Origin of the sequence: Myxococcus dinghuensis (assembly GCF_024198235.1) — a bacterium.
Lineage (GTDB): Bacteria > Myxococcota > Myxococcia > Myxococcales > Myxococcaceae > Myxococcus > Myxococcus dinghuensis.
The window spans coordinates 95,772-120,475 of the sequence record NZ_JAKCFB010000025.1 but is presented as its reverse complement, the minus strand read 5'-3'; the positions used below and the strand labels follow the sequence as shown (position 1 = coordinate 120,475).

The window sequence follows — 24,704 nt, the reverse complement described above, 5'->3', positions numbered from 1 at the left end:
GTCATCGTGTCGCCCGTCCGGCAGCCTGCTCCTTCCGGAGGTGAAACCTGGAGGGCAGGCGGCTATTCCTAGAGGCATGTTCTTCAACTCCACCAAGAAGCTGAGGATGCCGTCCCCGGCGGAGGCGCTGCCGGGTCGGACGGACGAGATGCCCGTTCCCGCCACCCACGAGGTGCTCGGCACCCCGCTGAAGGGCCCTGTTCCGGAGGGCTACGAAGTCGCCATCTTCGGGCTCGGCTGCTTCTGGGGCGCGGAGCGGAAGTTCTGGCAGACGCCCGGTGTGTACAGCACGTCCGTGGGCTACGCGGGCGGCCTGACGCCCAACCCCACGTACCGCGAGGTGTGCAGCGGACTGACGGGCCACAACGAGGTGGTCCGCGTCGTCTTCGACCCGAAGAAGCTCCCCTACGAGCAGTTGCTGCGCGTCTTCTGGGAGAGCCACGACCCCACCCAGGGCATGCGCCAGGGCAACGACGAGGGCACCCAGTACCGCTCCGGCATCTACGTCACCAGCGAGGCCCAGCGGCGCGCCGCCGAGGCCAGCAAGGACGCCTACGGCAAGGCCCTCTCGGCGAAGGGCTTCGACCCCATCACCACCGAAATCCTCCCCGCCCCGGCCTACTACTACGCCGAGGACTACCACCAGCAGTACCTCGAGAAGAACCCGGGCGGTTACTGCGGCCTGGGTGGCACCGGCGTGAGCTGCCCCATCGGCGTCGGCGTCAGCGCGTGAGACACCTCGGGGGGCGTGCAACGCGCCCCCCGCTTCCGCGCCGCGCGGGCCCACGCCCCGGCGACGGACGCCGCACACGCGGCCCCGCACCCACCCCACCCCTTTGCCGACAACGCGACGCGGCACCCACGGGCGCGCACGGTCACCCCTGTATTTCCGGGCATGCATTGTTCGGACGACTTACCGCGTTATCCGACCTTGGTTTGACTTTATTTTCCGTCCGAAGAAATAGAATCAGGCGTTGAAAGGAAAGGACCGCTCGGACACGGCCCCGTCTCGCGACGTGCCGGCATTCCCCTTCCCCCACTTTCTCCAGCGGCCCGCTTTTCAATCCCATGCAGAGAACAACTCCTCTTGTGCAGGCCATGCGCCGCGCCAGAAGTCTGGTGGCGCGCATGTGCGGGGTCATCGCGGTGGTGGGGATGGTGGCGGTGGGCGCTCCGGCGAGCGCGCAGGCAGTGAACCTGGCCCTCAACCGGCCCACGGTGACGTCGTCCGCCCAGGACGCGCTCACCGGGAACTACGCGGTGGATGGAAACGGCGGCACGCGCTGGGGCAGCGCCTTCACCGCGAACGAGTGGATCTACGTCGACCTCGGCGCCAGCACCACCATCGGTCGGGTGGTGCTGACGTGGGAGACGGCGTACGCCATCGGCTATCGCGTGCAGACCTCCGCTGACGCGACGACCTGGACGGACATCCGCGTCGTCACGGATGGAGACGGCGGCACGGACGACCTGACCGTCACCGGCACGGGCCGCTACGTCCGCATCCTCTGTACGCAGCGCGGGGCGGTGGACTACGGCTACTCGCTCTGGGAGCTGGCCATCTACGCCAGCGGCGCGCCCGCGTCCGGGGACCTGGCGAAGGGCCGGCCCGCCACCGCGTCGAGCGTGGAGGGCAACGCCGCGCACCTGGTGGCCGGCTATGCCGTGGACGGCGACTCCACCACGCGCTGGTCCTCGGCGCCGGCGGACGACCAGTGGATTCGCGTGGACCTGGGCGCGTCGCAGGCGCTCGGCAAGGTGGTGCTCGACTGGGAGGGCGCGTACGCGTCGAACTACGTCCTCGAGGGCTCCACCAACGACACCACGTGGACCTCGCTGGCCCCCAACGTCACCGACGGCGCGCCGGGCCGGCGCGAGGTCACCGTCTCGGGCAGCGCCCGCTACGTGCGCATGCGGGTCGTCACCCGGGGCACCGGCTATGGCGTCTCGCTGTGGTCCTTCGAGGTCTACGCGCCGGGCACCGGGCCCGAGGAGCCGCCGCCGCAGACGGGCAACCAGACCGTCAAGCTGATGTTCCCGGAGCTGGCGTACGCGAAGATCAACGTCTCCCCGGCGCCCATCACCGTCACGCCCACGCCCGAGGAGGGCAACACGACGCCCTCCGTGCGCAACCCGCCCGGGCCCTTCACGTACCAAATCACCTTCCCGGCCAACACCCCGGTGACGATGTCCAAGAACCAGTTCTCGCCCACCGCGCCCAACACGGACATCCGGTTGGTCGTCACCACGGCGAACGGCACGGTGCTGCGCGGGCAGACGGTGACGGCGCTCGCGGTGCAGGGCGCGGAGTGGAAGGTGGAGATCTACTCCACCGGCACGGGCCCCGACGGGCGCGACCGCACCATCATCCCGGACCCGTACCAGGCGCCCGCGCCTCCCGCCGTCGCGGGCGCGTTCGCGGTGGTGGCGCCGGCCAACGCCGCCATGGTGACCAGCACGCGCCGCCCCACCTTCCAGTGGGCCACCGTCGCGGGCGCGGCGAACTACAAGGTCTACCTGAACGTCAGCCGCGACGACTACGACTGGATGGCGCCCGGCAGCCTGCTGGACCGCTACACGCTGATGACCACCACCACGGGCACGTCGTGGACGCCGACGGAGGACCTGCCGGACCGCTGGACGTACAAGTGGTACGTCGTGGCCACGCAGGCCAGCGGGGCCACGAGCCGCTCCGACCTGCGCACCTTCAGCGTCTACCTGCCGGTGGTGGAGGCCCAGGACGACGGCGTGCCGCTCATCAACGGCATGCGCGACCTGAACAAGAACGGCACCATCGAGCCGTACGAGGACTGGCACAACCCCGTCGCCACCCGCGTCAACGACCTGCTCGCGCGCATGACGCTGCACGAGAAGGCCCTCCAGATGTTCTACGAGGCGAAGACGTACCCCGAGGCGGGCTTCACCATGGGGCCCTTGAGCGTGCAGGACATCGTCTCGTTCCAGCGCGCCAGCGCGCGCACGCGCCTGGGCATCCCCCACGTCGACGCGGGTGACACCATCCACGGCTACAAGACGAGCTGGCCCACGCAGCCGGCGCTGGCCGCCTCGCGGGATTTGGACACCGTCTACGAGCTGGGCGACATGCAGCGCCGCGAGCAGCTCGCGGTGGGCAGCCGCGGCACGCTGTCACCGCTGGCCGAGGTGGGCACCAAGGTCCTCTACCCGCGCATCCAGGAGGGCAATGGCGAGGACGCGGACCTGGCGGCGGGCATCACCCGCGCGCTCATCGCCGGCCTCCAGGGCGGGCCGGAGGTGAACCCGCACTCCATCTGGGTGACGACGAAGCACTGGCCGGGCCAGGGCGCCGGCGGCGAGGGTGGCATCACCTACGACGGCACCACCATCCACTACCACATGCGCCCGTGGCACGCGGCGCTGGAGGCGGGGACGAGCGGCATCATGCCCGGGTACGCGGGGAGCTGGCTGCTCGGGCCGGAGGGCTACGGCGCGGGTGACAGCGTGGGCATCCTCAACTACCTGCGCGTCAACCTGGGCTACACGGGCGTCATCTGCTCGGACTGGCTGCCGTCGGGGGCGTGGACGCGCTCGGCGAACGCGGGCTCGGACGTCATGGGAGGCGCCAACCCGGCGCAGATGGCGGACTTCGAGACGGCGGTCAACACCACGCGCATCAACGACTCCGTGCGCCGCATCCTCGACCTCAAGTTCCGCCTGGGCATCTTCGAGGACCCGTACCGCCGCGGCCCCGCGGGCACGTCCGAGTGGCACACGGCGGACCACAAGGAGCTGGTGCGCCGCGCCGCGCAGGGGGCGATGACGCTCCTGAAGAACGACGGCGCGCTGCCGCTGCGGCTCAACGCGGGGGCGAGCATCGTCGTCGCCGGCCCGCGCGCGGACGACCCGTCGTGCATGGTGACGTGGCGCTCGGACTTCCACGGCACGGAGTTCGGGGACCCGACCATCTACCAGGCCATCAAGCGGCGCGCGGAGGCGGCGGGCCTCACCGTCTACAAGGACGAGGCCCCCGCGGGCGTGACGCCCAGCGCCGCCATCGTGGTGGTGGGCGAGAGCTACTTCACCCACGGCACGGAGTGGGACAAGGAGAAGCCGTACCTGCCCGGCGACCCCATCGGCCCGGCGCACGACGCGAAGTGGGGCAACCAGTACGGCGTCATCACCGGCTTCAAGTCGCGCAACATCCCCACGACGACGGTGCTCATCCTGCCGCGGCCGTACATCCTGACCAACGTGGTGCCGCAGACCAACGCGCTGCTGGTGGCGTACCGGCCGGGTGACTCCGGCGGCACGGCGGTGGCGGACGTGCTGTTCGGCGACGTGTTCCCCCGGGGCAAGCTGCCGTGGCAGCTGCCGCGCGCCATGGACCAGGTCGGCACGGACGTGGAGAACAACCAGCTGGAGCAGTGGGACCTGCCGTTCGACCTGGGGGCCACGGCGGCGCAGCGCACGGAGATTCGTTCGCGCATCGCGCAGGGCCTGCCCGTGCTGCCCATCTACGGCAACCCGCTGTTCCAGTACGGCGCGGGGCTCGACGGCTTCGGGCTGGTGGACTCGACGCCGCCCACGGCCTTCTCGCTGCTGACGCCGACGCCGGGCTCGACCATCACCACGAAGCCCACCTTCACGTGGACCGCGAGCAGCGACCCGCAGACCGGCATCCACCGGTACGAGGTCTACATCGACAGCAGCCCGTTCCCGGCGGCGACGGTGAAGACCCCCTCTGCGACGCTGACCAACGCCACGCTGGGCAACGGCGCGCATACCTGGTTCGTGAAGGCCTACAACTGGGCGGGCGGCGTCACGCAGTCGGCCACGGCCACCTTCACGCTGAACGACACGGCGCCGCCCGCGGCGTTCAACGCGATGGTGCCGGCGGCGGGCGCGTCCGTGCCGGGGACGGCGACGACGTTCATCTGGGAGCAGACGACGGACGTGGGCGCGGGCGTGGCGAAGTACGTGCTCATCGTGGACGGCACGGACCGCACGCCGGAGGTGGCGCCCACCGCCTACGTGGGCACGACGACGAACCTGGCGCTGGGCAAGAACGTCGCGGCCACGTCCTCCGAGTTCGGCAGCCCGAACGACGCGGTGGACGGCAACCTCACCGGCACGCGGTGGGCGAGCCGGGCGGACACGGCGAGCCCCGACACGGAGTCCATCACCGTGGACCTGGGCGCCGTGTACTCACTCAAGCGGGTGAACCTGTACTGGGAGGCCGCGTACGGGAAGCAGTACGCCATCGACGCCTCGGTGGATGGCGCGACGTGGAAGACGCTCTACACGGAGGCCACCGGCAACGGCGGCCAGGACGACCTGACGGGCCTGAGCGGCGTGGGGCGCTATGTCCGCATGCGCGGCATCCAGCGCGCCACGACCTACGGGTACTCGCTGTGGGAGTTCGAGGTGTACGGCGTGGGCACGCAGCAGACCACGCTCAACGGGCTGGCCACGGGCAGCCACACGTGGCGCGTGCGCGCGGTGGACGGGGCGAACAACGCCACCCTGTCCAGCGGGCCCATCACGTTCACCAAGTAGCGGTGGGACGATGACACGCGGGAGGGCGGCCAGGACGCAGCGGGCCGCCCTCCCGTGGACGCACGCGGCCCCAGCGACGCTACCGCTCGCGCCAGACGGCGAACTGGATGGCCCCCGTGCCCAGGCCCAGGTAGGACTCGCCGGAGACCATCCCGTTCGGGGTCACCACCGTCCCGCCCAGCTCGCACACCTTCGGAGACAACCGCTCCCGCGTCTCACCCTCCCACGCCTGGGGCTGGTCGGTGGCGCCCGACAACGTCACCAGCCCCACCATCTCCAGCGTGGCGCTGGCCTCTTGATAGGACAGGTTCTCGAAGCGCACCGGACACCCCTCGGCGAGGCTGGGATAGAGCTTCCCCGACCGAATCCCCGTCGCCTTCACATTGCTGCACCCCGCGACCAGGGAGAGCCCCGCAATGGCAGACACCGCAAGCATCCTCATGACTTGAAGCCTCCAGACGAAAAGAGGAGGCGGGACACTACACCCCCTCCCCGACACGTCCTGGCCTGACAAGCTGTCTTGCCATTCCGGCAGGGGCCTCGACCCGATGTCTGACGTCCAGGCCCTCCCACCGGAGCGTTCCGGTCCCGGAAGCCCGTGGGCTCCGAGGGCAATTCCACACACGCCCCGGCTGGCATCGTGATTGCTCTGCCTCGCGCCGCCCCGGACAGGGGCAGGAGGCAGGACATGATGCGGATTTTCCTCCAGCGATACTCCTGGCTGCTGGGCTGTGCCTTCATCCTGGCCGGAGCGTTCGTCACGGCGCACGCCGTCCAGCTCCTCACCGAGTACCAGCTCGCCCCGCCCATCCCACGCGGGGACGCCCTCCCTGGGGCGAGGGCTCGCGATGCCGTCGCGGCGCGCCCCCTCCCGAGCAGCGGCTCGCTGTCACGCCTCCTCGGCGTCTCGGACCGCCCCGCGACGCCCGGCGCCTCCGCCCCCGCGCTCCCGCGAAGCGGGCGCCGCGCGCGACTGCTGGGCACGTTGACCGCCCGCGAGTCCCTCTGGTCGCTCGCGTCCATCCAGGACCTCGACACCCAGCGCGTGCACAGCATCCGCGTGGGAGACGCGCTCCGCGACGCCCAGGTCGTCCTCATCGAGCGCGAGCGCGTCATCATCCGGGTGAATGGACAGGAGGAGGTCATCGACGGGCAGGCCCCCGCGAACGCGCCCGCGCCGCCGCCGCCCCCGAGCGGACGGGAAGGCCATGACATCCGCCGCCTGGGCGAGCACGCCTACGAAATCCCGGGCCGCTTCCTCGACCTCGAGCGCTTCGCGCAGACCCCGGAGCTCCAGCAGATCCGCCTCGTCCCCGCCGCCCGGGACGGCAAGGTCCAGGGCTTCAAGCTCTTCGCCATCCGCTCCGGCTCCCCCTACGAGCAGGCGGGCTTCCAGAACGGCGACATCCTCCTGCGCGTCAACGGCATCAGCCTCGACTCGCCCCAGAAGGCCCTGGAGGTGGTGACCCTGTTCAAGAACTCGCGCCACCTCGAGGTGGACGTCGAGCGCGCGGGCGCCGTCCTCCGGAAGACGTACGACGTCCGCTGAGGCCCGGGCTCACTTCACCGCGTCGTCCGCCACGTGGGTTCCCGCGTCGGAATCGACCTCGGACGGCGCTTCCTCCAGCAGCTCCTCTTCCTCCCCGGGAAGCGGAATCCGACGACCCATGATCGCGTCGACCGCGAAGATCTCCGCGCTCTCCGTCGGATCATCCGGGTCTCGCGTCCACTTGCCGCCGCCCTCCCGGAACGAGAAGCCCCTCCAGAAAACCGTGCCCTCCAGCCCCACGAAGGCTTCGTCCCGAGGGAAGTGCTGGTCCACCGTGGACTCCAACAGCCCCATCAAGCGAAGGCGGTCCTCTTCGCCCACCGTCTTCATCTTCGACCAGTGCAGGGTGAGGACTCGGATGACCGGCCCCTCGACGTAGCTCGACGCCGCCGAGACGACCATCGACTTGAACCCCATCGAATCGAGCTGGGTCCGGACGACCTTCTCCATGGCCGCGTCCTCGGCCAGGGTCTTGAACCGGTCCGTGAAGTCCTTGGAGCGGCCCGGCTTCTCGACCTCGGCGACAGGGATGGGGACGCGAGCGGACCGGGGCTCGGAGAGCACCAGCCCCATCACCAGGTTCGACATGGGGTAGCACACGCAGCACAGCGACACCGCCCCCATGGGAATCAGCAACCCCATGCGGTGCATGAAGGGCGGCGAGGGGACCGGACCGACCTGCTCCGGAGGTATCTCCGTGTACAGCCTGCACCGCGTGCAGGCGCGCGCGTACTTCAGCGCGAACGAGAACAGCGGGAACCAGAAGACGTGCGCCACGCGGTAGGTGTGCGAGAAGTCGTGCGGCGTCTCCCGTTGGCAATCCGGGCACATCACCTGACGACTTCCCAGCGCCTGCTGCTTCCGCGAACTCCCGTAGACGATGAACATGGCCTGCTCCGCGACGGCGAGGGCGGCAATCCCCCAATGATGACGACAACGTCCTGGGGGGCGACCTGTCGCATCGGGTGCGGACGTTTTTTCCGAATCCAGGCGTCCTGCCGCGCCGTGACAAGCTGTCAGGACAGCCTGTCCTCGCCCCAGCCCCTCCGCCTGCCATCCCTGACACCGGAGGCCCTCCCGGTCCCCGGCGCGGCCCCCTGGCTCGCCGTGTCATCGAGGGGGACCCCGCGAAGGCAGCCCCCTGGCACCGTGCTTGCTCATGCCTCCCGCCACCCCCGAGCGGGGAAGGAGACACGAACCATGACGAGTTGCTCGGTCCGCAAGCAGGTCTGGCTGTGGAGCAGTGCCCTCCTCCTGGCGAGCGCGCCCGTCGTCTCGCGCGCAAGCCCCCCGGAGCCCCGCCAGGGGCGCCCCGCGCCGCTGCCCGGCGACCTCATCCCCGACGACCTCGACGTCCAGGCGACGGGCGAGCACACCTACCAGGTACGCCCGAAGGCCAACGCCTACCATCGGCGCCCCTGCACGCCGACGCAGGATGCGCGCATCGTCCCCGCCTTCAAGGAAGGCAAGCCCGTGGGCTTCAAGCTCTTCTCCGTGCGCCCCGACTCCGTCTTCACCAAGCTGGGATTGCAGGAGCGCGACATCATCCAGGCCATCAATGGCATCACGCTCGACTCGCCCGGCAAGGTCATGGAGGTCTACGAGCAGCTCGACACCGCCACCCGCGTGGAGGTGGACCTCGACCGCGGCGGAACCCCCATCCGCAAGACCTACGCCGTGGCGCGGTGAGGAAGACGGACATGGCCCGGAGACGGGGACGCTCGCGACGAGCACCCGCGCCGTCCCCGGGCGCGCACCCGGGCCTCAGCCCAGGTTGTGGAAGACGCGCTGCACGTCGTCGTCCTGCTCCAGCGAGTCCACCAGCTCGAGGACCTCGTTGGCCTTGTCCTCGGGCAGCTCGATGAGGTTCTCCGCGATGTACTCGGAGTCGGCGGAGATGGGCGTCAGGCCCTTGGCCTCGATGGCGGTCTGGAGCTTGCCGAAGTCGGCGAAGTCGCAGCGGATGATGAGCTGCTTCTCACCCTTCTCGCCCGTGCCCTCGCCCATCTCCTGGAGGCCGTGGTCGATGAGCTCCAGCTCCAGCGCCTCCTGGTCGAGGCCCTCCGGGTTGAGCCGGAAGACGCCCATGCGCTTGAACATGAAGGCCACGCTGCCGGTGGTGCCCATGTTCCCGGAGTACTTGTTGAAGTGCATGCGCACGTTGGCCACGGTGCGCACGACGTTGTCCGTCGCCGTCTCCACCAGCAACGCGATGCCGTGGGGGGCATAGCCCTCGTAGAGGACGATGTCGTAGCTGGTGGCGGACTGGCCGCTGGCGCGCTTGATGGCGGCCTCGACCTTGTCCTTCGGCATGTTCGCCGCGCGCGCGTTCTGGAGCACGCGGCGGAGCGTGGAGTTCGAGTCCGGGTTGGGCCCGCCGGCCTTCACCGCGATGGCGATGTCCTTGCTGATGCGCGTGAAGACCTTCGCCATCTTGTTCCAGCGGGCCATCATCGTGGCCTTGCGTGTCTCGAAAATGCGTCCCATGGCTCGGTGCGACTCGGATGTGAGGGGAGGAGCGCCGGAGGCGCCCGGAATGAAGAGGGGTTGCCTGCTCGAAAGGGCTGGGGCCAATGTAGCGCAACTCGGGTGGGGCGCCCGCGCTTGATGTGCGGGGCGTCAGCGCTTCCCGAGGACGGCCCCTGGGGACACGGCGGGAGGAGGCCGCGAGGCCCGCGCGCCTGCCGGTCGCCGCGGGTGGACTAGCGGGCCTGGGCCTGGGGCGCCTGCTGGGCCTGCTGCTCCGCGGGCGACAGGCTGTTGGCGCCGGTGCCCTGCGCGCCGTTGGCGAAGGCGCGCTCCATGTGCGCGTCGAGCTGCCCCACCGCCATCAGCCCCGCCATCCGGAAGTCGGAGATGAACGACCAGAGCGGGTACTTGAAGCTGGCGGGCTTGTTCTTCTCGATGAAGAAGTGGCTGAACCACGCGAAGCCGTAGGCCGCCACCAGGGCCGCGGGGACCAGCGCCGCCCGGCCCGTCACGATGGCGGCGACGCCCGTCGCCAGGCCCAGGCTCGTGCCCACGAAGTGGAACCGGCGCGTGATGGGCAACGAGTGCTCGCGCAGGTAGAACGGCCAGAACTCGGCATAGGTCTGGATGGGCTTGGGCATGGATGGAAGTTGTGTCCAGGCGGGCACTCGGCGTCAACCGGATCCAGGTCGGAGTGTGTAGGTCCAGGCAGGACGCCGTCCCGGGAGACGAGCGGGCGGACGGGCCCTGTCATCCCTCATCCAGCGCCACTCACAATTTCCGACGGCCGGTCGGATCCACACTGCGCGCGACTCCGCGCGGCCCGAGGGTCGTGGGAGACTCGGCGCTGAATGACGGACTGGATTCCGAAGCCCAATCCCCAGGTGAACCTCCGTTCCCTGGTGCTGAGCCCGGAGGAGGGCTTCGTGCTCTCCCGGTTGGATGGCGCCACCGCCGCTCGGAACCTGCCCGCCCTCACCGGGCTCCCCCCCGAGCGGCTCCAGGGCATCCTCACCCGGCTGGTCGCCGAGGGCGCCCTGCTCCCCGCGACCGGCGCCGAGCCGCCGCCACCGAGGCCCCCCGTCCACCCCGGCGACGAGCCCACCGCCCAGACAGGGCACGTGGCCCGGGAGACGCCACCTCCGGAGGAGCCGCTGCCCCCGCTGGAGCTGGAGGGCGACACCGCCAACGCCGAGCCCTCCGACGCGACAGCGGACGACGCGGAGCCCGAGCCCGAGGAGGACGTGCCCGAGGTCGCGCTGGGCAACTTCCGGCAGTTGTTCGAGACGCGGCTGCACCCCCAACCCGAGGACCAGCGCGTGGCGCAGGCGCGCGGCGTGGAGGACCCGGAGCTGTCCGCGTTCTGCTTCGACCCGGTCCCCGCGGTCATCAAGGCGGTGCTGGAGAATCCGCGCACGGGGTTGGCGCACGCGCGGCTCATCGCGCGCAACCACCGCAACCCGGTGGGCCTGGAGGCGCTCTGCGCCCGCGCGGCCTTCGCGGCGGACACGGGGGTGCGGCGCTGGCTGGTGCGCAATCCGCAGCTCCCCGCCGGGCTGTTCCGTCGCCTGTGGAGCGCGCGGCGGCTCATGGAGCTGCACAAGGTGACGAACGACCGCGACGTGCCCGAGTCCACGCGGCGCTCGGCGCGCGAGGTGCTGCGCCAGCGCTTCACCACCGGCCCCTCCGAGGAGAAGGTCGAGCTCATCCTCAACACCGAGGGCCGCGCGCTCAACGCGCTGCTCGGGCTGTCCGTGGACGGGAAGACGACGTCCCTCCTGTGCGGGCGCACGTACCGCTCGCCCCTGCTCATCCAGAACATCGCGAGGTGGAGCGCGGCGCCGCCGGCGCTCATCACGCACCTGTTGAAGCAGGAGGCGGTGCGCCGCCAGCCGCAGCTGCGCATGATGCTCGCGCGCCACCCCAACGCCCCCGCGGACGTGAAGCGCGGCGGCTGAGCGGAAGTCGCTCAGGGCCGGCGCGCGGTGAGCACCGGCTGGAAGAAGCCCGTCTCCTCGGGCGAGTACCACCGCGTGTCCACCAGGCCCGCGCGCGTGAGGGCGCGCTCCACCTCCACGCGCTGGAGGGCGCGATAGACGCCGGTGTGCTCGGTGGTCTTCCAGCCGCCCGCCTCGGGACGGAGGATGAACTGGTGCACCGTGTACGTGCGCGCGTCGGCGGCCCAGTCCCAGAGCTGGAAGAGGATGCGGCGGCCCTCGGGCGTGTCGAGCACGCGCTCCGACGTGAAGCGCGGCTGCTGCGCCATCAACGTGTCGTAGTCGCGCACGCTCAGGGCGAGCAGTCCCCCCGGCACCAGCCGCGAGGCCATGGCGCGCGCGGCGGCGTCCAGGTCCTCGTCGGTGAGCAGGTGCGGCACCGCGTTGTCGAAGGCGAGCACGACGTGGAAGCCGCCCGCCACCTGCTCGTCCAGCGTGCGCATGTCGGCGACGCCGGTGGTGAGGGTGACGCCCAGGACGCGGGCCTCGCGCTCGGCGCGGGCGACGGCCGCGGGGCTCAGGTCGGTGGCGTGCACCACGTAGCCCCGCCCCGCGAGCCCCAGCGCCTGCGTGCCGATGCCACACGCGCAGTCGAGCACGCGCCGGGGTGGCGGCATCTCGCAGCGGCGCAGCAGGGCATCCAGCGCGGCGCCCTGCCGCTCCACCGTCTGCGGCCAGTTGGCGAAGAGCAGGTGGTACTCCTCGGCCAGGCCCTCGTAGAAGTCCAGCACGGCGCCGCTCATGCGCGCGGGCCTCCGGCTCGGCGCCCCGGCCTCATGGAGAGAACGACCGGCCCTCGAGCGCCTCGATGGCGGCGCGGACCTGGGCGGGCACGGGCACCTTCTCGCCCGTGGCGTAGCGCAGGGACACGATGACGGCGTTGCCGCGCGTGTAGAGCACCCCGTCGGCTTCACCCGCCACCGCGTGCTCCAGGGTGATGGACGACGAGCCGATGCGGGTGACCCGGGCGCCCGCGACGAGCCGGGCCGGGAAGACGACGGGCTTGAGGTAGTCCGCCTCCGTGTGGGCGAGGATGGGGCCGACACCGCCCGGCGTCCGGTCCTCCCCCGCCCCCGACGGCCCGGTGAGGCCGATGCGCGCGAGGTAGGCGATGCGGGCGGACTCGAACCAGGTGAAGGTCCGGGCGTTGTTGGCGTGACCGAAGGCGTCCATTTCACTCCAATGCAGGGTGAAGGGGACGACGACGGGAAAGTCCGAGAGCACGGAGTCCGACATGGCTCGCAGGGTGCCCCAGGCCGCGCCTCCTGGGAACGAAGAACACCGCCTGCCTGCCCTCCAGTCAGGGGCCGCCGTCGTGGTAATCCAACAACCCCATGAGTCCACGACTCCTGAAATGCGCGCTCGCGGCGGGCGGGCTCGGCCTGGCCGCACCCGCGCTGGCGCGTGAGGTCGCGTCCTCCGCCGTGCCCCAGGAGTCCGCGGAGGCTCGACCCGAGGGCTCGTCGAAGAGAGCGAGCGAGCCCCTCCGCGCGAGGGCGGCGTCCCCCGCTGGGACGAGCGCCCCGCCCCGCCCCTCTCGCCCGGGTTCGGGCGAGGCAACCGCGTCACGTGCCTCCACCGTCGGACCGGGTGCGACATCGAGCACCTCCGGCGCCACGACCTCGACGCCAGGTTCCGGCGAGGCCGCCGCGCCGGGGCCCTCCCGTGTCGGGCAAGGCGCATCATCGGGGACGTCCCCCTCCGAGCAGGGAGCGCGGGCAACCGCGACCCGTGAGGCATCCCCCGTGCGTCACCGCGTCTCCACTACGGAGTCCCCCAGGCACATCATCGCGGGAGGCAAGGGCCGCGCGACGCTGCTGCTGAATCCCTCGACGGGAGCGACCGCCGCGTCGATGACGCTGCTGGAACTGCAACCCGGCGGCGAGGTGCCCGAGCACACGCACGACACGAGCGCGGAGCTGCTCTACATCGAGGACGGCGCGGCGGACATGGTGGTCGCGGGACAAGCGCTGCGCGTGGGCAAGGGCGACGCGGTCTACATCCCCGCGGGGGCGAAGCACTCGGCGAAGGTGGTGACGCCGGGCGCGACGTTCAAGGCGGTGCAGGTCTACGCGGGCCCCGGGCCCGAGCAACGCTTCACGCAGGGACCGAGGGAGAACACGCCTCATGGCAGGTGAGCGGGACGGGGTCGCGCAGAAGCAGGACACGGACCAGGACACGCGCCCCCAGGGCGAGACGCCCCCGACCGGGCGCGCCTGGGTGGTGGGTTCACGCAACGAGATGGCGCCCATCTCCGACAGCGGCACGGCGACCCATCCCCAGAAGCCCGTGGGCATGGTGCGCTGGCTGCACCCCGCGCAGCTCTTGCGCACGGGGCTCGACGCGCTGGTCGCGGCGGTGTTCGGCGCGCGCGCGGACCACCGGCTCATCGAGGCGGTGGTGCGTCCGCAGGAGCCGTACTTCGACTACTCGAACGAGACGCTGCCCGAGGGCGACTTCTGGCTGGACTACGTGGCGGACACGGGGGACGGCTGGGATTCGACGTACACGGTGGCGCGGCTGCTGGCCCTGCCGGAGCTCCAGTTGCCCGTGCGTGGCCAGCCCCGGGTGGGCACGCACGACACGAAGCGCGGGCGCGTGCTCGTGTTCGGCGGTGACGGCGTGTATCCCGGCGCCAGCCGCGAGGCCTACGAGGAGCGGCTGGTGCAGCCGTACGAGGCCGCGATGCGCCGCTCGAACGCGCCCAGCCCGGACCTGTTCATGATTCCGGGCAACCACGACTGGTACGACGGCCTGTCGGCCTTCATGCGGCTGTTCTGCGCGAACCGGTGGATCGCCGGCAGGCGCACGCGACAGAGCCGCAGCTACTTCGCGCTGAAGCTGCCCAGGCAGTGGTGGCTGGTCGGCACGGACGTGCAGCTCAACAGCGACATCGACGTGCCGCAGGTGGAGTACTTCCGCCAGGTGGCCGAGCACATGGGGCCGGACGACCGGGTCATCCTGTGCAACGCGGAGCCCGCGTGGATTTTCGCGGCCACGCAGCGGCGCAAGGGCAGCTACCTGGAGAACAACCTCGAGTACCTCCAGGAGAAGGTGCTCGGCCGGCGCATCAGCATCTTCCTCGCGGGGGACCTGCACCACTACCGGCGTCACGAGGACGCGGCGGGCCGGCAGAAAATCACGGCGGGCGGCGGCGGCGCGTTCCTGCACCCCACGCACGCGCCCGAGGCGCACGTGCTGCGCGACGGCTACAAGCTGGAGAAGAGCTTCCCGGACGAGCGCACGTCGCGGGCGCTCGCGCGCAAGAACCTGTGGCTCATCCGCTACAGCCCGCTGTTCGGGTTGATGACGGGCGCGCTGTACCTGCTGCTCGCGCTGGCCGCCTACGCGGAGGTGGGCGCGCTGGGCGTGTCGCGCCTGAGCGAGGTGGTGATGGCGGTGGCCAACAGCATGGTGAGCCGCCCGTGGACGATGGTGCTGGGCATGGCCACCATCGGCGGCCTCATCGGGCTGGCGGACTCGGCGTTCGGCAAGTGGCGGTGGCTGGCCGGCACGCTGCACGGGGTGGCGCACATCCTCGCCGCGTTCTTCGTCGCGTGGGGAGGCACCTATCTCGCGGTGAGCGGCATGAACATCTGCCCCGAGCTGACACCGGACGGCCTGGGCTGCACCGGAGGCTGGGCGCACCTGGCCGGGAAGTTCCTGATGTCGTCCGCGCTCACCTTCCTGGGCGGCTTCCTCGTGGGGCCGTTCGTGATGGGCCTCTACCTGTGGCTGAGCGTCAACGTGTTCGGCGCCCACTCCAACGAGGCGTTCATCTCGCTGGCCCTGCCGGACTGGAAGAACTTCCTGCGCCTGCACATCGACGGAGAGGGCCGGCTCACCGTGTATCCGGTGGGCATCGAGCGCGTGCCCCGGAAGTGGAAGCGCGTCCACGCCGGCCCCTACGCGCCCGCCTACGAGCCGGACGACCCGAAGGCCACGCCTCCCTCGCTCATCGAGCCCCCCATCCGCCTCTGACGCGCCTCACCGCTCCGAGCCGAGCGCGCGCGGCGTCACCGTCGTGAACGGGCGGACGCGGCGTCGTATCGTTCCTGCGCGACCTGGATGTCGTCCATGTTCTCGACCGTCCACGCATAGAGCGCGCTGAACGGCCGCTGGAGCGAGAGGCCGAGCGGCGTGAGCGAGTACTCGACGCCCAGCGGAGGCCCGGGCAGGACGCGGCGCGCGACCATGCCGTTGCGCTCCAGGCGGCGCAGGGTCTGGGTCAGCACCCGCTGCGTGACACCATCCAAGCGCCGCTTGATTGCGTTGAAGCGCCGGGGCTCGGCGAGCACGGCGAGCACCAGCACCGACCACTTGTCCGCAATCTGGTCGAGGATGACCCGACTCGGACAGTCGGCGCGGTACACGGGGTCGGAGTCATCAGCGGCCATCGGTATCCTCGAGCATCCTTGGGATGCTTCAGGTGCGTCATTGACACCAAGTATTCATTGCATACCTTGGGGCGCGCAACCCGACCGAGGCCCCCCATGACCCAAGCTCGCTACTCCAAGATTCACGTCTCCATCGACTCCGGCGTCGCCCGCGTCACCCTCGACAACCCTCCGGTCAACGTGCTCGACGTCGCGCTGATGAAGGAGCTCCGCGACTTCCTCGCCGACGTCCGCGACCTCCCCTCGGTGAGGGTCATCGTCTTCGACAGCGCGAACCCCGACTTCTTCATCGCGCACGTCGACATGGCGTTGATCGACTCGCCGCACGCCTTCGACGAGCTGGCCAAGGACACACCCGCCGGCCTCAACGTGTTCCAGGACTTCGCGGAGACCTTGCGTCGGCAGCCCCAGCTCACGCTCGTCCAGTTGGCGGGCATCGCACGGGGCGGCGGTGCTGAGTTCGTGGCGGCGGCCGACCTGTGCTTCGCCGCGCTCGGTCGGGGTCGACTCGCCCAGTGCGAGGCGCTCATGGGAATCGTCCCCGGCGGGGGTGGAACCCAATTGCTCGCGCACCGCCTGGGGCGCGCTCGCGCGCTCGAGGTGATTCTGGGGGCCGACCTCTTCGATGCGGAGACGGCGGAGCGCTACGGTTGGCTCAACCGCGCCCTGCCCGACGACCAGCTCGGGGGCTTCGTCGAGCGACTGGCGCGCAACGTCGCCGCGCTTCCGCCGGGTGTCGTCGCCGCCGCCAAGCAGGCCCTGCCGCCGGCGGACCTCTCCGAGGGGCTCGCGCGGGAGAACGAGGCCTGGGCGGGTTTGTTCGCGCGCCCGGCCGCCGAGCGGCTGATTCGCGGTGGACTCGCGCGCGGCGCACAGACGCGTGACGGCGAACTCCGCCTCGAGGCGCTGCTGCGCGAACTCGGAACCCTGTCGCCGTGACGGGAGAGGCCGCGCAACCTACGCGGAGGACCTCCGGCTCGCGGTCGGAGGCGACCACCCGGCGAGGCTCGTGGCTCGCGCGCTGACCGGGCTTGCGACACCCCCTCTCCGGGTGCGTTCAAGACAGTGCCGCCCCCAGCACCGGAGGCGGGCCATCGACCCCCTCGGAACTCAAGGAACCCAGGCGCCCATGACGACCCCCTCGACGAATCTCGTCTTCATCCAGGACGGCAAGGTGGAGGTCCATCGCCACGAGGACGACGACGGGAAGAAGGTGTTCGCGCTCCTGGTGGCGGGGGTCGAGCACATCGAGGCCCAGCGGAAGAAGGCCCAGGGTTGGCGGTCGGCCACGGCGCTCGATGACGTGGTCGCGGCGGTGTGCGTGGACCGGGACCGGAAGGAGCTCGTGCTCGGAGGGGACTTCGGCTTCATCGAGCGGGAGGACGACTTCCCCGTCTACTGCGACCGGAGCTTCCTCCTGCGCGAACTCAAGCCGTACTGGCCCGGCTGGACCCTGCGCCACGCGATGGCCTATCCGGTGGAGCTCCTCAGCGCCCACGCCAGGGAACATGGGTTGGCGCTCGCCTCGAACAAGGCGCTGGAGCGCGAGCTGCTCGACCCCCTCACCCGAGAGCCCGCCGAGTCGCTCGGGGAGATGGTCATGACGACCCATGGGAGCGACGACGCGGCGCCCCTGGGGCCTCCGACCCACCTCACGGAGCAGCACCGCGAGATGCTGCTCACCCGCATCGAGCAAGTGGGGCTGTCGGTTCGCGCGGAGAAGGAGTGCGAGAACGCCGGGATGGTCTTCCTGGGCGATGTCCTGGGGGCGACCGCCGCCCGACTGGACCACGCCGGGCTGGGCATGAAGACCCGCGCCCAGCTCTTCGAGGCCATCCGGGAGGTCCTTCAGCTGGCCGTGCCCACGACGCTCCCGGAGTTCCTGGACACGGCGCTCCAGGAGGCCCAGGGCTGGACGCTCCCCATCCCCCTCCCCGCCGGGTGGAACACCTGGCGCGAACAGGCGCTCGCGGGCACGTGATGCCGGAGGGGACGTGACGCGTCCCGACGTGTCGCCTCCGGACAGCCGTCGTCCCATTACCGGTCAATCCGGGGGCGCTCCCGAGGGAGCCGGGGCCGTCGTCCCAGGACGTTCGCCTCCTGGCGCGTTGGCACGCGAATGGCTTTGAGGCGCCGCATGGCTTCCTTCCTCCAGGACCTGCGATACGGCCTCCGCTCCCTCCGGCGCAGCCCGGGCTTCACGGTGGCGACCGTGCTGGCGCTGGCGTTCGGCATCGGCGCGAACACGACGCTCTTCAGCGTGGTGAGCGCGCTCCTGCTGCGCCCGCTCCCCCTGCCCGAGGCCGAGCGGCTCGTGTCCGTGTGGGGCCAGGACGCGGCCGAGCCGGACTCGAGCACGGGCCTGTCGCGCCCCGACGCCGAGGACCTGCGCCAGCACGTCAAGTCCTTCTCCGGCTTCGCCGCCTTCGACACCGGCGGCGCCACGCTGTCCGGTCCGGACATGGACCCCGAGCGGGTGGCGGTGGCCTCCGTGGGCGCGGACTTCTTCCGCGTCGCGGGCGTGCAGCCCCTGCTCGGCCGGGTGCCCACCCCGGAGGAGCACGTGCCCAACGGACCGCGCGCGACGGTGCTCTCGTACTCGACGTGGATGAACCGCTTCGGCGGGAACCGGGACGTGCTGGAGCGCACGCTGGAGCTCGACGGCGAGCGCTTCGCGGTGGTGGGGGTCATGCCCCAGGACTTCGACTTCCCCCGCGAGGGCGCGCGCGCGGGCTTCGTGTCGATGTGGGTCCCCCTCGCCACGGACGCCTTCTTCCGCGCGAACTGGGACCGCCGGGGGACGCACCTGTACTCGGCGGTGGCGCGGCTCGCGCCCGGGGCCACCGTGGACCAGGCGCGGAAGGAGGCGCAGGCGCTGATGGCCTCGCTGGCCGAGCAGCACCCGGACACCAACCTCCGCGCCAGCGTCAGCGTCGTCGGCCTGCAGGAGCGGCTGTCGGAGACCACGCGCCGACCGGCCCTGCTGCTCCTGGGCGCGGTGGTGTTGCTGCTGCTCATCGCGTGCGTGAACGTGGCGCAGCTGCTGCTGGCGCGCTCGCTGGTGCGGCAACAGGAGTTCGCGGTGCGCACGGCCCTGGGCGCCGGGAAGGGCGCCCTGGTGACGCAGCTGCTCGCGGAGGGCTCGCTGCTGGCGCTCTCGGGTGGCGCGCTGGGACTGCTGCTGGGGGTCTGGGGGACGGACGCGCTCAACGCGATGCTGCCCCAGTCCGTGCGGCAGGTGCAGGCGGTGCGGGTGGACGGGCTCGCGCTGGCATACACGTTCGGCCTGGCCGTGGCGGTGGCGCTGCTGTGTGGCCTGGCGCCGCTGGGCACGGCGATGAAGGCCAGCCTGGGTGGGCTGCTCCAGAGCACGCGCGGCACGAGCGCGAGCCGGTCGACGCTGCGCTGGCGCGCCGGGCTCGTCTCCACGCAGGTGGCGTTCGCGCTGGTGTTGCTGGTGGGCGCGGGGCTGCTGGTGCGGAGCGCGCAACGGCTGTCGGTGGTGGACCCGGGCTATCGCGCGCGGGGCATCACCGTGCTGAGCATGAGCCTGCCGGGCGCCCGCTACAAGGGCGCGGACATGGCGCCCTTCTACGACCGCCTGCTGGAGCGCGTGCGCGCGCTGCCCGGCGTCCAGGCCGCGGCCTACGTGGCGCCGGGCGTGGTGACGGGCGGTGGCCTCTCGCTGATGCTGGACATCCCGGAGCGGCCGACCCCTCCGGGAGAGAAGCGGGCGATGGGGTTCCGCGCGATGAGCGATGGGGTCTTCTCCACGCTGGGCATCCAGTTGAAGCGGGGGCGTGACTTCACGTCCCGCGACACCGCCGAGGCGCCGCCGGTGGTGGTGGTGAACGAGGCGTTCGCGAAGCGCTTCTTCCCGGGCGAGGAGGTCATCGGCAAGCACGTCATCATCGGCTACGACGCCCCGAGGACGCGCGAGGTGGTGGGCGTGGTGGGCGACATCCGGGCGCGGGCGCTGGACCGGCCCGCGGAGCCGGAGCTGTACTCGCCCATGGCGCAGACGCCCTGGGGGTCCGCCTCCGTCATGGTGCGCAGCGGCCTGCCGGCCGAGGCGGTGGCCACCGCGGTGAAGGCGGAGCTGAAGCAGCTCGACTCGCAGGTGTCGCTGGCGCCCACCGAGACGCTGGAGCAGAGCCTGGAGAAGTCCGTGGCGGACCGGAGCTTCCAGCGGGTGCTGCTGCTGTCCTTCGCGCTGGCGGCGGCGGCGCTGGCCTCGCTGGGCATCTACGGGTTGATGGCGTACAGCGTGGCGCAGCGGCAGCGCGAGCTGGGCATCCGGCTGGCGCTGGGCGCCCTGCCCGGGGACGTGGTGAAGCTGGTGATGCGGCAGGCGCTGCGGATGTGCGCGGTGGGCCTGGGCATCGGCCTGGTGCTGGCGCTGCTGCTGTCGCGGGTGCTGGAGGGCCTGCTGTACGACGTGAGCGCCACCGACCCGATGACGTTCGCGGCGGTCCCCCTGCTCCTGCTCAGCGTGGTGGCGCTGGCGAGCTGGCTGCCCGCGCGCCGCGCGTCGCGGGTGTCCCCAGGCATCGCGCTGTCGTCGGAGTAGCGCGCGACACCCGGGCCTGGGACGTCGCCCCGCGCGCGGTGCGGGGCGACGCGCGTCAGCGGGGGCGCTGCCCGAAGACCTCCTTGAACACCGGCATGGCGGAGAAGACGTTGGGCCACCCCACGTAGAACGCCAGGTGCGTGAGGACCTCGCCGGCCTGCGGCTGGGTCAGCCCGTTCTCCATCGCCCGGTTGAGGTGGTAGGGAATCTGCGCGACCTGGCCGTTGGCGACGAGCGCGCTGACCGTCACCAGGCTCCGGTCCCTCGGCGCGAGCCCGGGGCGCAGCCAGAGGTCCCGGAACAGCACGGCGCCGGTGTACATCACGACACCCGGAGCCACCGCGCCGAAGTTCTCCAGGACCCCCGTGGCGCGCCGGGCCTCGGCGGCCTCGTCCAGGGGGAGCAGCTCTCCGGTCGCGGGCGGGAGCTGCTCGGGCCCGACGCCGCGGCGGGTGAACACCTTCTTCGTGAGCGCGACGGCGGACGTCGCGTTCCCCCAGCCCGCGTAGAAGGCCAGGTGGGTGATGAGCTCGGAGACCTCGCCGGGCTTCACGCCGCTGTCGAGCGAGAGGTCCAGGTAGAAGGGCAGCTCGGCCAGTTGGTTGCGCGCAATCAAGGCGGCCATCGTCACGATGCCGCGGTCCCTCGCCGACAGGTCGGGACGATTCCACACCTCCCCCAGGAGCACGCCCTGGGTGTAGCGCGCGAGCGCCGGTGAAACGGCCCGCACGTCCTCGGGCGCGAGCGCCGCCGCGCGACCTTCATCGTTCCGCATGACATCCGTCCTTTCCGCCCCACCCACCGCCATGGCCCGTCGACGGTCGTATGTATCGAGCGTCCCGGGCCTTCTCCATCCATTCGACCGCCCTGCTCCCTGGTCGGCGCATGGAGGACGTCGTGGGCATGGACCACGGAGAACGTGGGCCCTCAGCGCACGGCCTTCCAGAAGAAGAGGGCGGTGGCGCGCTTGTTCCGCCGGTCGCCCTGGCCGAAGTAGGCCGTGGCGGAGTGGACGAAGTCGGCGCGGTAGACGACGAGCCGGTTGAAGACGTTCTCCACCTCCACGTCCTGTGACCACGCGTTCGCCGGCAGCTTCGTCACGCCGAAGGCCTGGGTGAGGTTGACGCAGCCAGGGGGGCAGACGTTGCCTCCCAGGCCGCCGCCGGGCAGGCGCAGGCGGTAGAACGACGTGCCCACGTGGGCGCGGGGCGGCTTCGGGTGCAGGTAGATGACGGCGGCGAAGTCGCACAGCGCCAGGGAGTCGACGTGGGGCTTGGCGGTGGACTCCATCTCTCCCACCACCTGGACGTGGTTGTGGGACAGCGAGCCCTGTGCGGGGGCCTCCTGCTTGAGCGCGCGCACGCCCGCCTGCTCGCAAATCCAGCGCTCCACGGGCGCCAGCTCCTCGGGGGTGAGGGCATGGGGGGCGCGGATGCCGGGCCAGATTTCGCGGCGCCACGGCGCGCCCTGCGTCCAGTCCTCGCGGGCCAGGTTGCGCTCGTAGACGCCCAGCGGGTCGGGCAGCACGTCGTCCTTCACCCAGAAGTCCCGCCCCCGCTTCGGCTTCCGATACGGAAGCACGTCGCGGACGGCAGACACCGGCTGCCGGAGCTCCATCACCATGGCCAACCGCCTTTCACCCGGACGCCAGCGTCGAGGATCCGGCGCGCGAGCGGGCGCGGAGGCACGGGTCCGGTCGCGTGGCGCGACTCATGACGACGCGGACTCTGCCGCGATGGCCCGCGAGCGGAAGGTGATGAAACACATTGAAATGCACGGGCGGCCTACCCTGAAGCCCGGTGCCAGTGTTTCCCGCACACCGTGTCATGGCGTGGGGCGTTTTGCCCCACGTCCGCCCGCTCGCCCACCTGACCAGCAGGGCAAGTTGACTCCGGCGGGGGTCGGCGTAAATGTTCCTTCAAGAAATGAATCGAGATTCAAAATCTGAGGCACCCGTCAAAAGGCTCCGCTCGCGGCTGAAGGAGGCCACCGCGGACGCCATCCTGACGGCGGCCGCCCAGGTCTTCGTCCGGGACGGCCTGCACGCCGCGAAGATGGAGGCCATCGCCGAGCAGGCGGGCGTGTCCGTGGGGACGCTCTACAACCACTTCACGGACCGGGCCGCGCTCATCGAGGCGCTGGGGGCGAAGCGGCGGCAGGTGCTGCTGGAGCGCATGGACGCCGCCATGGCGCCCACCAAGGGCCAGCCCGCGGCCGCGCAGCTGCGCGCCTTCGTCACCGTCATCTTCGCCCACGTCGCGGAGCGCGACGCGTTCGTGCGCATGCTGATGCAGCTGCCCGAGGACGAGTCGCGCCGCCAGAACAAGAGCCGCGTCATCGCCGAGCTGCGCCGCCGCCTCGACGCCATCTTCGACCAGGGCATCCGCGCCAGACACTTCCGCGCCGAGGGCCGCGACCTCTACCCCACCCTGCTCATGGGCATGGTGCGCGGCGCGCTGGACCGCATCCGCGCCGAGGACCCCACCCCGCCGCAGGCCTGGGGCGAGGAGCTCCTCCGCGTCTTCCTGAAGGGAATCGAGGTGTAGCCCGCCATGGAGTCCACCGACGCATCACCCGGGGCCCTGGTGGCCCCCGCGCCCACCAGGGCCGTGAACAACAAGTGGCTCGTCACCCTGTCGGTGACGTTCGGCACGCTGATGGGCGCCATCGACTCGTCCATCGTCAACGTCGCCCTGCCCCAGATTCGCGGCGCCGTGGGCGCCACCGTCCAGGAAATCACCTGGGCCACCACCGGCTTCGTCATCGCCACCGTCATGGTGATGCCGCTCACCGGCTTCCTCGGACGCCTCTTCGGCCAGAAGCGCGTCTACCTCGCCTGCCTCGTCCTCTTCGTCGTCGGCTCGTTCCTGTGCGGCCTCGCCTGGAACCTGCCCACCCTCATCCTCTTCCGCTTCCTCCAGGGCCTGGGCGCCGGCGCGCTCCAACCCACCGAACAGGCCATCCTGCGGCAGACCTTCACCCGCGAGGAGCAGGGCACCGCCATGGCCATCTTCGCCATGGCCGTCATGGTGGGCCCCGCCATCGGCCCCACGCTCGGCGGCTACATCGTCGACAACTGGCACTGGTCCTGGATCTTCTTCATCAACGTGCCGGTGGGCATCCTCGGCTTCTTCATGGTCGCGCGCTTCGTCCACGAGGACGAGCAGCTGCGCGCCTCCGCCCGCAAGGAGGCCGAGCTCCAGCGCCGCCACATGGACTGGTCCGGCATCGTCCTCTTGTGCATGGGCCTGGCCCTGCTCCAGTACGTCCTCGAGGAGGGCCAGGCGGATGACTGGTTCCAGTCCCCGCTCATCGTCGTCTGCTCCATCGTCGCCGGCACCTGCCTCATCGCCTTCGTCATCCGCGAGCTGACCGCGCCCGTCCCCGCCGTCAACCTGCGCCTGTTCAAGGACCCGGTGTTCGCGTCCGGCACGCTGCTCAACGCGCTCGTGTTCGCGGTGCTCATGGCGAGCATGTTCCTCCTGCCGGTGTTCATGCAGGAGCTGCTCGGCTTCACCGCCACCCAGTCCGGCATGGCGCTGATGCCGCGCACGCTGGTGATGCTGCTGTGCATGCCCTTCGTGGGCCGGCTCTACCGGCGCGTGCCCGCGCGAATCCTGGTCGCCGCGGGCATCGTGTTCGCGGGCTTCGGCGCGTTCGAGATGAGCCACTTCTCCCTGGAGACGGGCTCGCACGACATCATCCGCGCCATCATGCTGCAGGGCGTGGGCTTCAGCCTGATGTTCGTGCCGCTCAGCGCCACCGCGCTCGCCAACATCCCGCGCGAGCGCATGGCGGACGCCACGGGGCTCAACTCCCTGCTGCGCCAGATTGGCGGCTCCATGGGGCTGGCCATCTTCACCACGCTCCTGTCGCGCTACTCCATCCAGGCCAAGGCCTCCATCGCCGCGCACCTCAACCCGGAGCGGCTGGAGGTCGCCAGCCGCATGGGGCTGATGCAGAAGGGGCTGATGCAGCGCGGCCTGGACCAGGCCAGCGCGCACCTGGCCAGCCTCCAGATGATGGTGGGCTCGGTGACGCGCCAGGGGATGGTGCTCGCCTTCGACAAGCTGTTCGTGCTCGCGGCGCTGATGTTCGTGGTGGTGCTGCCGCTCATCTACTTCCTCAAGGCCGCGCCCAGCGGCGGGGGCTCCCAAGAGAAGCCCCACATCGACGTGGAGATCTGA

The 24,704-nt window shown here is 71.0% G+C and carries 21 protein-coding genes; 12 read left to right on the top strand and 9 right to left on the bottom strand.

The window, feature by feature from the left end; translation table 11 throughout:
- Positions 1-76: 76 nt before the first annotated feature.
- Positions 77-733 carry a peptide-methionine (S)-S-oxide reductase MsrA gene (gene msrA / locus LZ198_RS28280; RefSeq protein ID WP_253975198.1) on the top strand — a complete coding sequence of 219 codons (657 nt, stop codon included), beginning with the start codon at positions 77-79 and terminating at the stop codon, positions 731-733.
- A gap of 365 nt (positions 734-1,098) precedes the next feature.
- Positions 1,099-5,535 (top strand): galactose-binding domain-containing protein, encoded by a 4,437-nt coding sequence (locus LZ198_RS28275; RefSeq protein ID WP_253975197.1) that lies wholly within the window; start codon positions 1,099-1,101, stop codon positions 5,533-5,535.
- Between the two features lie 79 nt (positions 5,536-5,614).
- Here LZ198_RS28275 and LZ198_RS28270 read toward each other — a convergent pair whose 3' ends face one another.
- The gene (locus LZ198_RS28270) at positions 5,615-5,962 is read right to left on the bottom strand and encodes a hypothetical protein (RefSeq protein ID WP_253975196.1); all 348 of its coding nucleotides are present in this window, start codon (positions 5,960-5,962) and stop codon (positions 5,615-5,617) included.
- A gap of 261 nt (positions 5,963-6,223) precedes the next feature.
- Between LZ198_RS28270 and gspC the strand changes: the two genes are divergently transcribed.
- Positions 6,224-7,084: a type II secretion system protein GspC gene (gene gspC / locus LZ198_RS28265; RefSeq protein ID WP_253975195.1), complete on the top strand. Its 861-nt coding sequence runs from the start codon at positions 6,224-6,226 to the stop codon at positions 7,082-7,084.
- Between the two features lie 9 nt (positions 7,085-7,093).
- Here gspC and LZ198_RS28260 read toward each other — a convergent pair whose 3' ends face one another.
- Positions 7,094-7,972, bottom strand: a complete 879-nt coding sequence (locus LZ198_RS28260; RefSeq protein ID WP_253975194.1) for a hypothetical protein — start codon at positions 7,970-7,972, stop codon at positions 7,094-7,096.
- A 312-nt stretch (positions 7,973-8,284) separates the two neighbouring features.
- Between LZ198_RS28260 and LZ198_RS28255 the strand changes: the two genes are divergently transcribed.
- Positions 8,285-8,773 carry a hypothetical protein gene (locus tag LZ198_RS28255; protein WP_253975193.1) on the top strand — a complete coding sequence of 163 codons (489 nt, stop codon included), beginning with the start codon at positions 8,285-8,287 and terminating at the stop codon, positions 8,771-8,773.
- A gap of 75 nt (positions 8,774-8,848) precedes the next feature.
- Here the strand turns inward: LZ198_RS28255 and LZ198_RS28250 are convergent, their stop codons facing one another.
- Both LZ198_RS28250 and LZ198_RS28245 read right to left on the bottom strand, forming a co-directional pair.
- The gene (locus tag LZ198_RS28250) at positions 8,849-9,571 is read right to left on the bottom strand and encodes a YebC/PmpR family DNA-binding transcriptional regulator (protein ID WP_253975192.1); all 723 of its coding nucleotides are present in this window, start codon (positions 9,569-9,571) and stop codon (positions 8,849-8,851) included.
- Positions 9,572-9,786: 215 nt separating this feature from the next.
- A complete protein-coding gene (locus tag LZ198_RS28245; protein WP_253975191.1) occupies positions 9,787-10,194 on the bottom strand; it encodes a DUF962 domain-containing protein in 408 nt (135 codons plus the stop codon).
- A 210-nt stretch (positions 10,195-10,404) separates the two neighbouring features.
- Between LZ198_RS28245 and LZ198_RS28240 the strand changes: the two genes are divergently transcribed.
- On the top strand, positions 10,405-11,511 hold the full coding sequence (locus tag LZ198_RS28240) for a hypothetical protein (RefSeq protein ID WP_253975190.1): 1,107 nt from the start codon (positions 10,405-10,407) through the stop codon (positions 11,509-11,511).
- An 11-nt stretch (positions 11,512-11,522) separates the two neighbouring features.
- On the opposite strand, the gene LZ198_RS28235 is transcribed toward LZ198_RS28240, so the two are convergent.
- Together LZ198_RS28235 and LZ198_RS28230 are read right to left on the bottom strand one after the other, a co-directional pair.
- Complete coding sequence (locus LZ198_RS28235) at positions 11,523-12,293, bottom strand: class I SAM-dependent methyltransferase (protein ID WP_253975189.1); 771 nt, start codon at positions 12,291-12,293, stop codon at positions 11,523-11,525.
- A 31-nt stretch (positions 12,294-12,324) separates the two neighbouring features.
- Complete coding sequence (locus LZ198_RS28230; protein WP_253975188.1) at positions 12,325-12,786, bottom strand: acyl-CoA thioesterase; 462 nt, start codon at positions 12,784-12,786, stop codon at positions 12,325-12,327.
- Positions 12,787-13,295: 509 nt separating this feature from the next.
- Between LZ198_RS28230 and LZ198_RS43480 the strand changes: the two genes are divergently transcribed.
- Positions 13,296-13,688, top strand: a complete 393-nt coding sequence (locus tag LZ198_RS43480; protein ID WP_253975187.1) for a cupin domain-containing protein — start codon at positions 13,296-13,298, stop codon at positions 13,686-13,688.
- 103 nt (positions 13,689-13,791) lie between these two features.
- A complete protein-coding gene (locus LZ198_RS28220) occupies positions 13,792-15,531 on the top strand; it encodes a metallophosphoesterase family protein (protein WP_253975208.1) in 1,740 nt (579 codons plus the stop codon).
- Positions 15,532-15,566: 35 nt separating this feature from the next.
- On the opposite strand, the gene LZ198_RS28215 is transcribed toward LZ198_RS28220, so the two are convergent.
- The gene (locus LZ198_RS28215) at positions 15,567-15,947 is read right to left on the bottom strand and encodes a winged helix-turn-helix transcriptional regulator (protein ID WP_253975186.1); all 381 of its coding nucleotides are present in this window, start codon (positions 15,945-15,947) and stop codon (positions 15,567-15,569) included.
- 96 nt (positions 15,948-16,043) lie between these two features.
- On the opposite strand from LZ198_RS28215, the gene LZ198_RS28210 reads away from it, so the two are divergent.
- The 3 genes from LZ198_RS28210 (at position 16,044) to LZ198_RS28200 (ending at position 20,517) form a co-directional block, all read left to right on the top strand.
- On the top strand, positions 16,044-16,886 hold the full coding sequence (locus LZ198_RS28210) for an enoyl-CoA hydratase/isomerase family protein (protein WP_253975185.1): 843 nt from the start codon (positions 16,044-16,046) through the stop codon (positions 16,884-16,886).
- Positions 16,887-17,076: 190 nt separating this feature from the next.
- Complete coding sequence (locus tag LZ198_RS28205; RefSeq protein WP_253975184.1) at positions 17,077-17,928, top strand: hypothetical protein; 852 nt, start codon at positions 17,077-17,079, stop codon at positions 17,926-17,928.
- Between the two features lie 156 nt (positions 17,929-18,084).
- Entirely contained in the window at positions 18,085-20,517 is a 2,433-nt protein-coding gene (locus tag LZ198_RS28200) for an ABC transporter permease (RefSeq protein ID WP_253975183.1), read from the top strand.
- 55 nt (positions 20,518-20,572) lie between these two features.
- Here LZ198_RS28200 and LZ198_RS28195 read toward each other — a convergent pair whose 3' ends face one another.
- Entirely contained in the window at positions 20,573-21,292 is a 720-nt protein-coding gene (locus LZ198_RS28195) for a carboxymuconolactone decarboxylase family protein (protein WP_253975182.1), read from the bottom strand.
- Positions 21,293-21,444: 152 nt separating this feature from the next.
- Positions 21,445-22,140 carry a DUF6445 family protein gene (locus LZ198_RS28190; protein WP_253975181.1) on the bottom strand — a complete coding sequence of 232 codons (696 nt, stop codon included), beginning with the start codon at positions 22,138-22,140 and terminating at the stop codon, positions 21,445-21,447.
- Between the two features lie 302 nt (positions 22,141-22,442).
- Here LZ198_RS28190 and LZ198_RS28185 point away from each other — a divergent pair, with 302 nt between their 5' ends.
- Complete coding sequence (locus LZ198_RS28185) at positions 22,443-23,063, top strand: TetR/AcrR family transcriptional regulator (protein WP_253975180.1); 621 nt, start codon at positions 22,443-22,445, stop codon at positions 23,061-23,063.
- A gap of 6 nt (positions 23,064-23,069) precedes the next feature.
- Positions 23,070-24,704 (top strand): DHA2 family efflux MFS transporter permease subunit, encoded by a 1,635-nt coding sequence (locus LZ198_RS28180; RefSeq protein WP_253975179.1) that lies wholly within the window; start codon positions 23,070-23,072, stop codon positions 24,702-24,704.

What these genes read in the sequence shown, in the direction of transcription:
- msrA (WP_253975198.1), top strand. Translation starts at nt 77, where the DNA reads ATGTTCTTCAACTCCACCAAGAAGCTGAGGATGCCGTCCCCGGCGGAG.
- LZ198_RS28275 (WP_253975197.1), top strand. Translation starts at nt 1,099, where the DNA reads ATGCGCCGCGCCAGAAGTCTGGTGGCGCGCATGTGCGGGGTCATCGCG.
- gspC (WP_253975195.1), top strand. Translation starts at nt 6,224, where the DNA reads ATGATGCGGATTTTCCTCCAGCGATACTCCTGGCTGCTGGGCTGTGCC.
- LZ198_RS28260 (WP_253975194.1), bottom strand. Translation starts at nt 7,972, where the DNA reads ATGTTCATCGTCTACGGGAGTTCGCGGAAGCAGCAGGCGCTGGGAAGT.
- LZ198_RS28255 (WP_253975193.1), top strand. Translation starts at nt 8,285, where the DNA reads ATGACGAGTTGCTCGGTCCGCAAGCAGGTCTGGCTGTGGAGCAGTGCC.
- LZ198_RS28250 (WP_253975192.1), bottom strand. Translation starts at nt 9,571, where the DNA reads ATGGGACGCATTTTCGAGACACGCAAGGCCACGATGATGGCCCGCTGG.
- LZ198_RS28245 (WP_253975191.1), bottom strand. Translation starts at nt 10,194, where the DNA reads ATGCCCAAGCCCATCCAGACCTATGCCGAGTTCTGGCCGTTCTACCTG.
- LZ198_RS28240 (WP_253975190.1), top strand. Translation starts at nt 10,405, where the DNA reads ATGACGGACTGGATTCCGAAGCCCAATCCCCAGGTGAACCTCCGTTCC.
- LZ198_RS28235 (WP_253975189.1), bottom strand. Translation starts at nt 12,293, where the DNA reads ATGAGCGGCGCCGTGCTGGACTTCTACGAGGGCCTGGCCGAGGAGTAC.
- LZ198_RS28230 (WP_253975188.1), bottom strand. Translation starts at nt 12,786, where the DNA reads ATGTCGGACTCCGTGCTCTCGGACTTTCCCGTCGTCGTCCCCTTCACC.
- LZ198_RS28220 (WP_253975208.1), top strand. Translation starts at nt 13,792, where the DNA reads ATGGCGCCCATCTCCGACAGCGGCACGGCGACCCATCCCCAGAAGCCC.
- LZ198_RS28215 (WP_253975186.1), bottom strand. Translation starts at nt 15,947, where the DNA reads ATGGCCGCTGATGACTCCGACCCCGTGTACCGCGCCGACTGTCCGAGT.
- LZ198_RS28210 (WP_253975185.1), top strand. Translation starts at nt 16,044, where the DNA reads ATGACCCAAGCTCGCTACTCCAAGATTCACGTCTCCATCGACTCCGGC.
- LZ198_RS28205 (WP_253975184.1), top strand. Translation starts at nt 17,077, where the DNA reads ATGACGACCCCCTCGACGAATCTCGTCTTCATCCAGGACGGCAAGGTG.
- LZ198_RS28200 (WP_253975183.1), top strand. Translation starts at nt 18,085, where the DNA reads ATGGCTTCCTTCCTCCAGGACCTGCGATACGGCCTCCGCTCCCTCCGG.
- LZ198_RS28195 (WP_253975182.1), bottom strand. Translation starts at nt 21,292, where the DNA reads ATGCGGAACGATGAAGGTCGCGCGGCGGCGCTCGCGCCCGAGGACGTG.
- LZ198_RS28190 (WP_253975181.1), bottom strand. Translation starts at nt 22,140, where the DNA reads ATGGTGATGGAGCTCCGGCAGCCGGTGTCTGCCGTCCGCGACGTGCTT.
- LZ198_RS28185 (WP_253975180.1), top strand. Translation starts at nt 22,443, where the DNA reads ATGAATCGAGATTCAAAATCTGAGGCACCCGTCAAAAGGCTCCGCTCG.
- LZ198_RS28180 (WP_253975179.1), top strand. Translation starts at nt 23,070, where the DNA reads ATGGAGTCCACCGACGCATCACCCGGGGCCCTGGTGGCCCCCGCGCCC.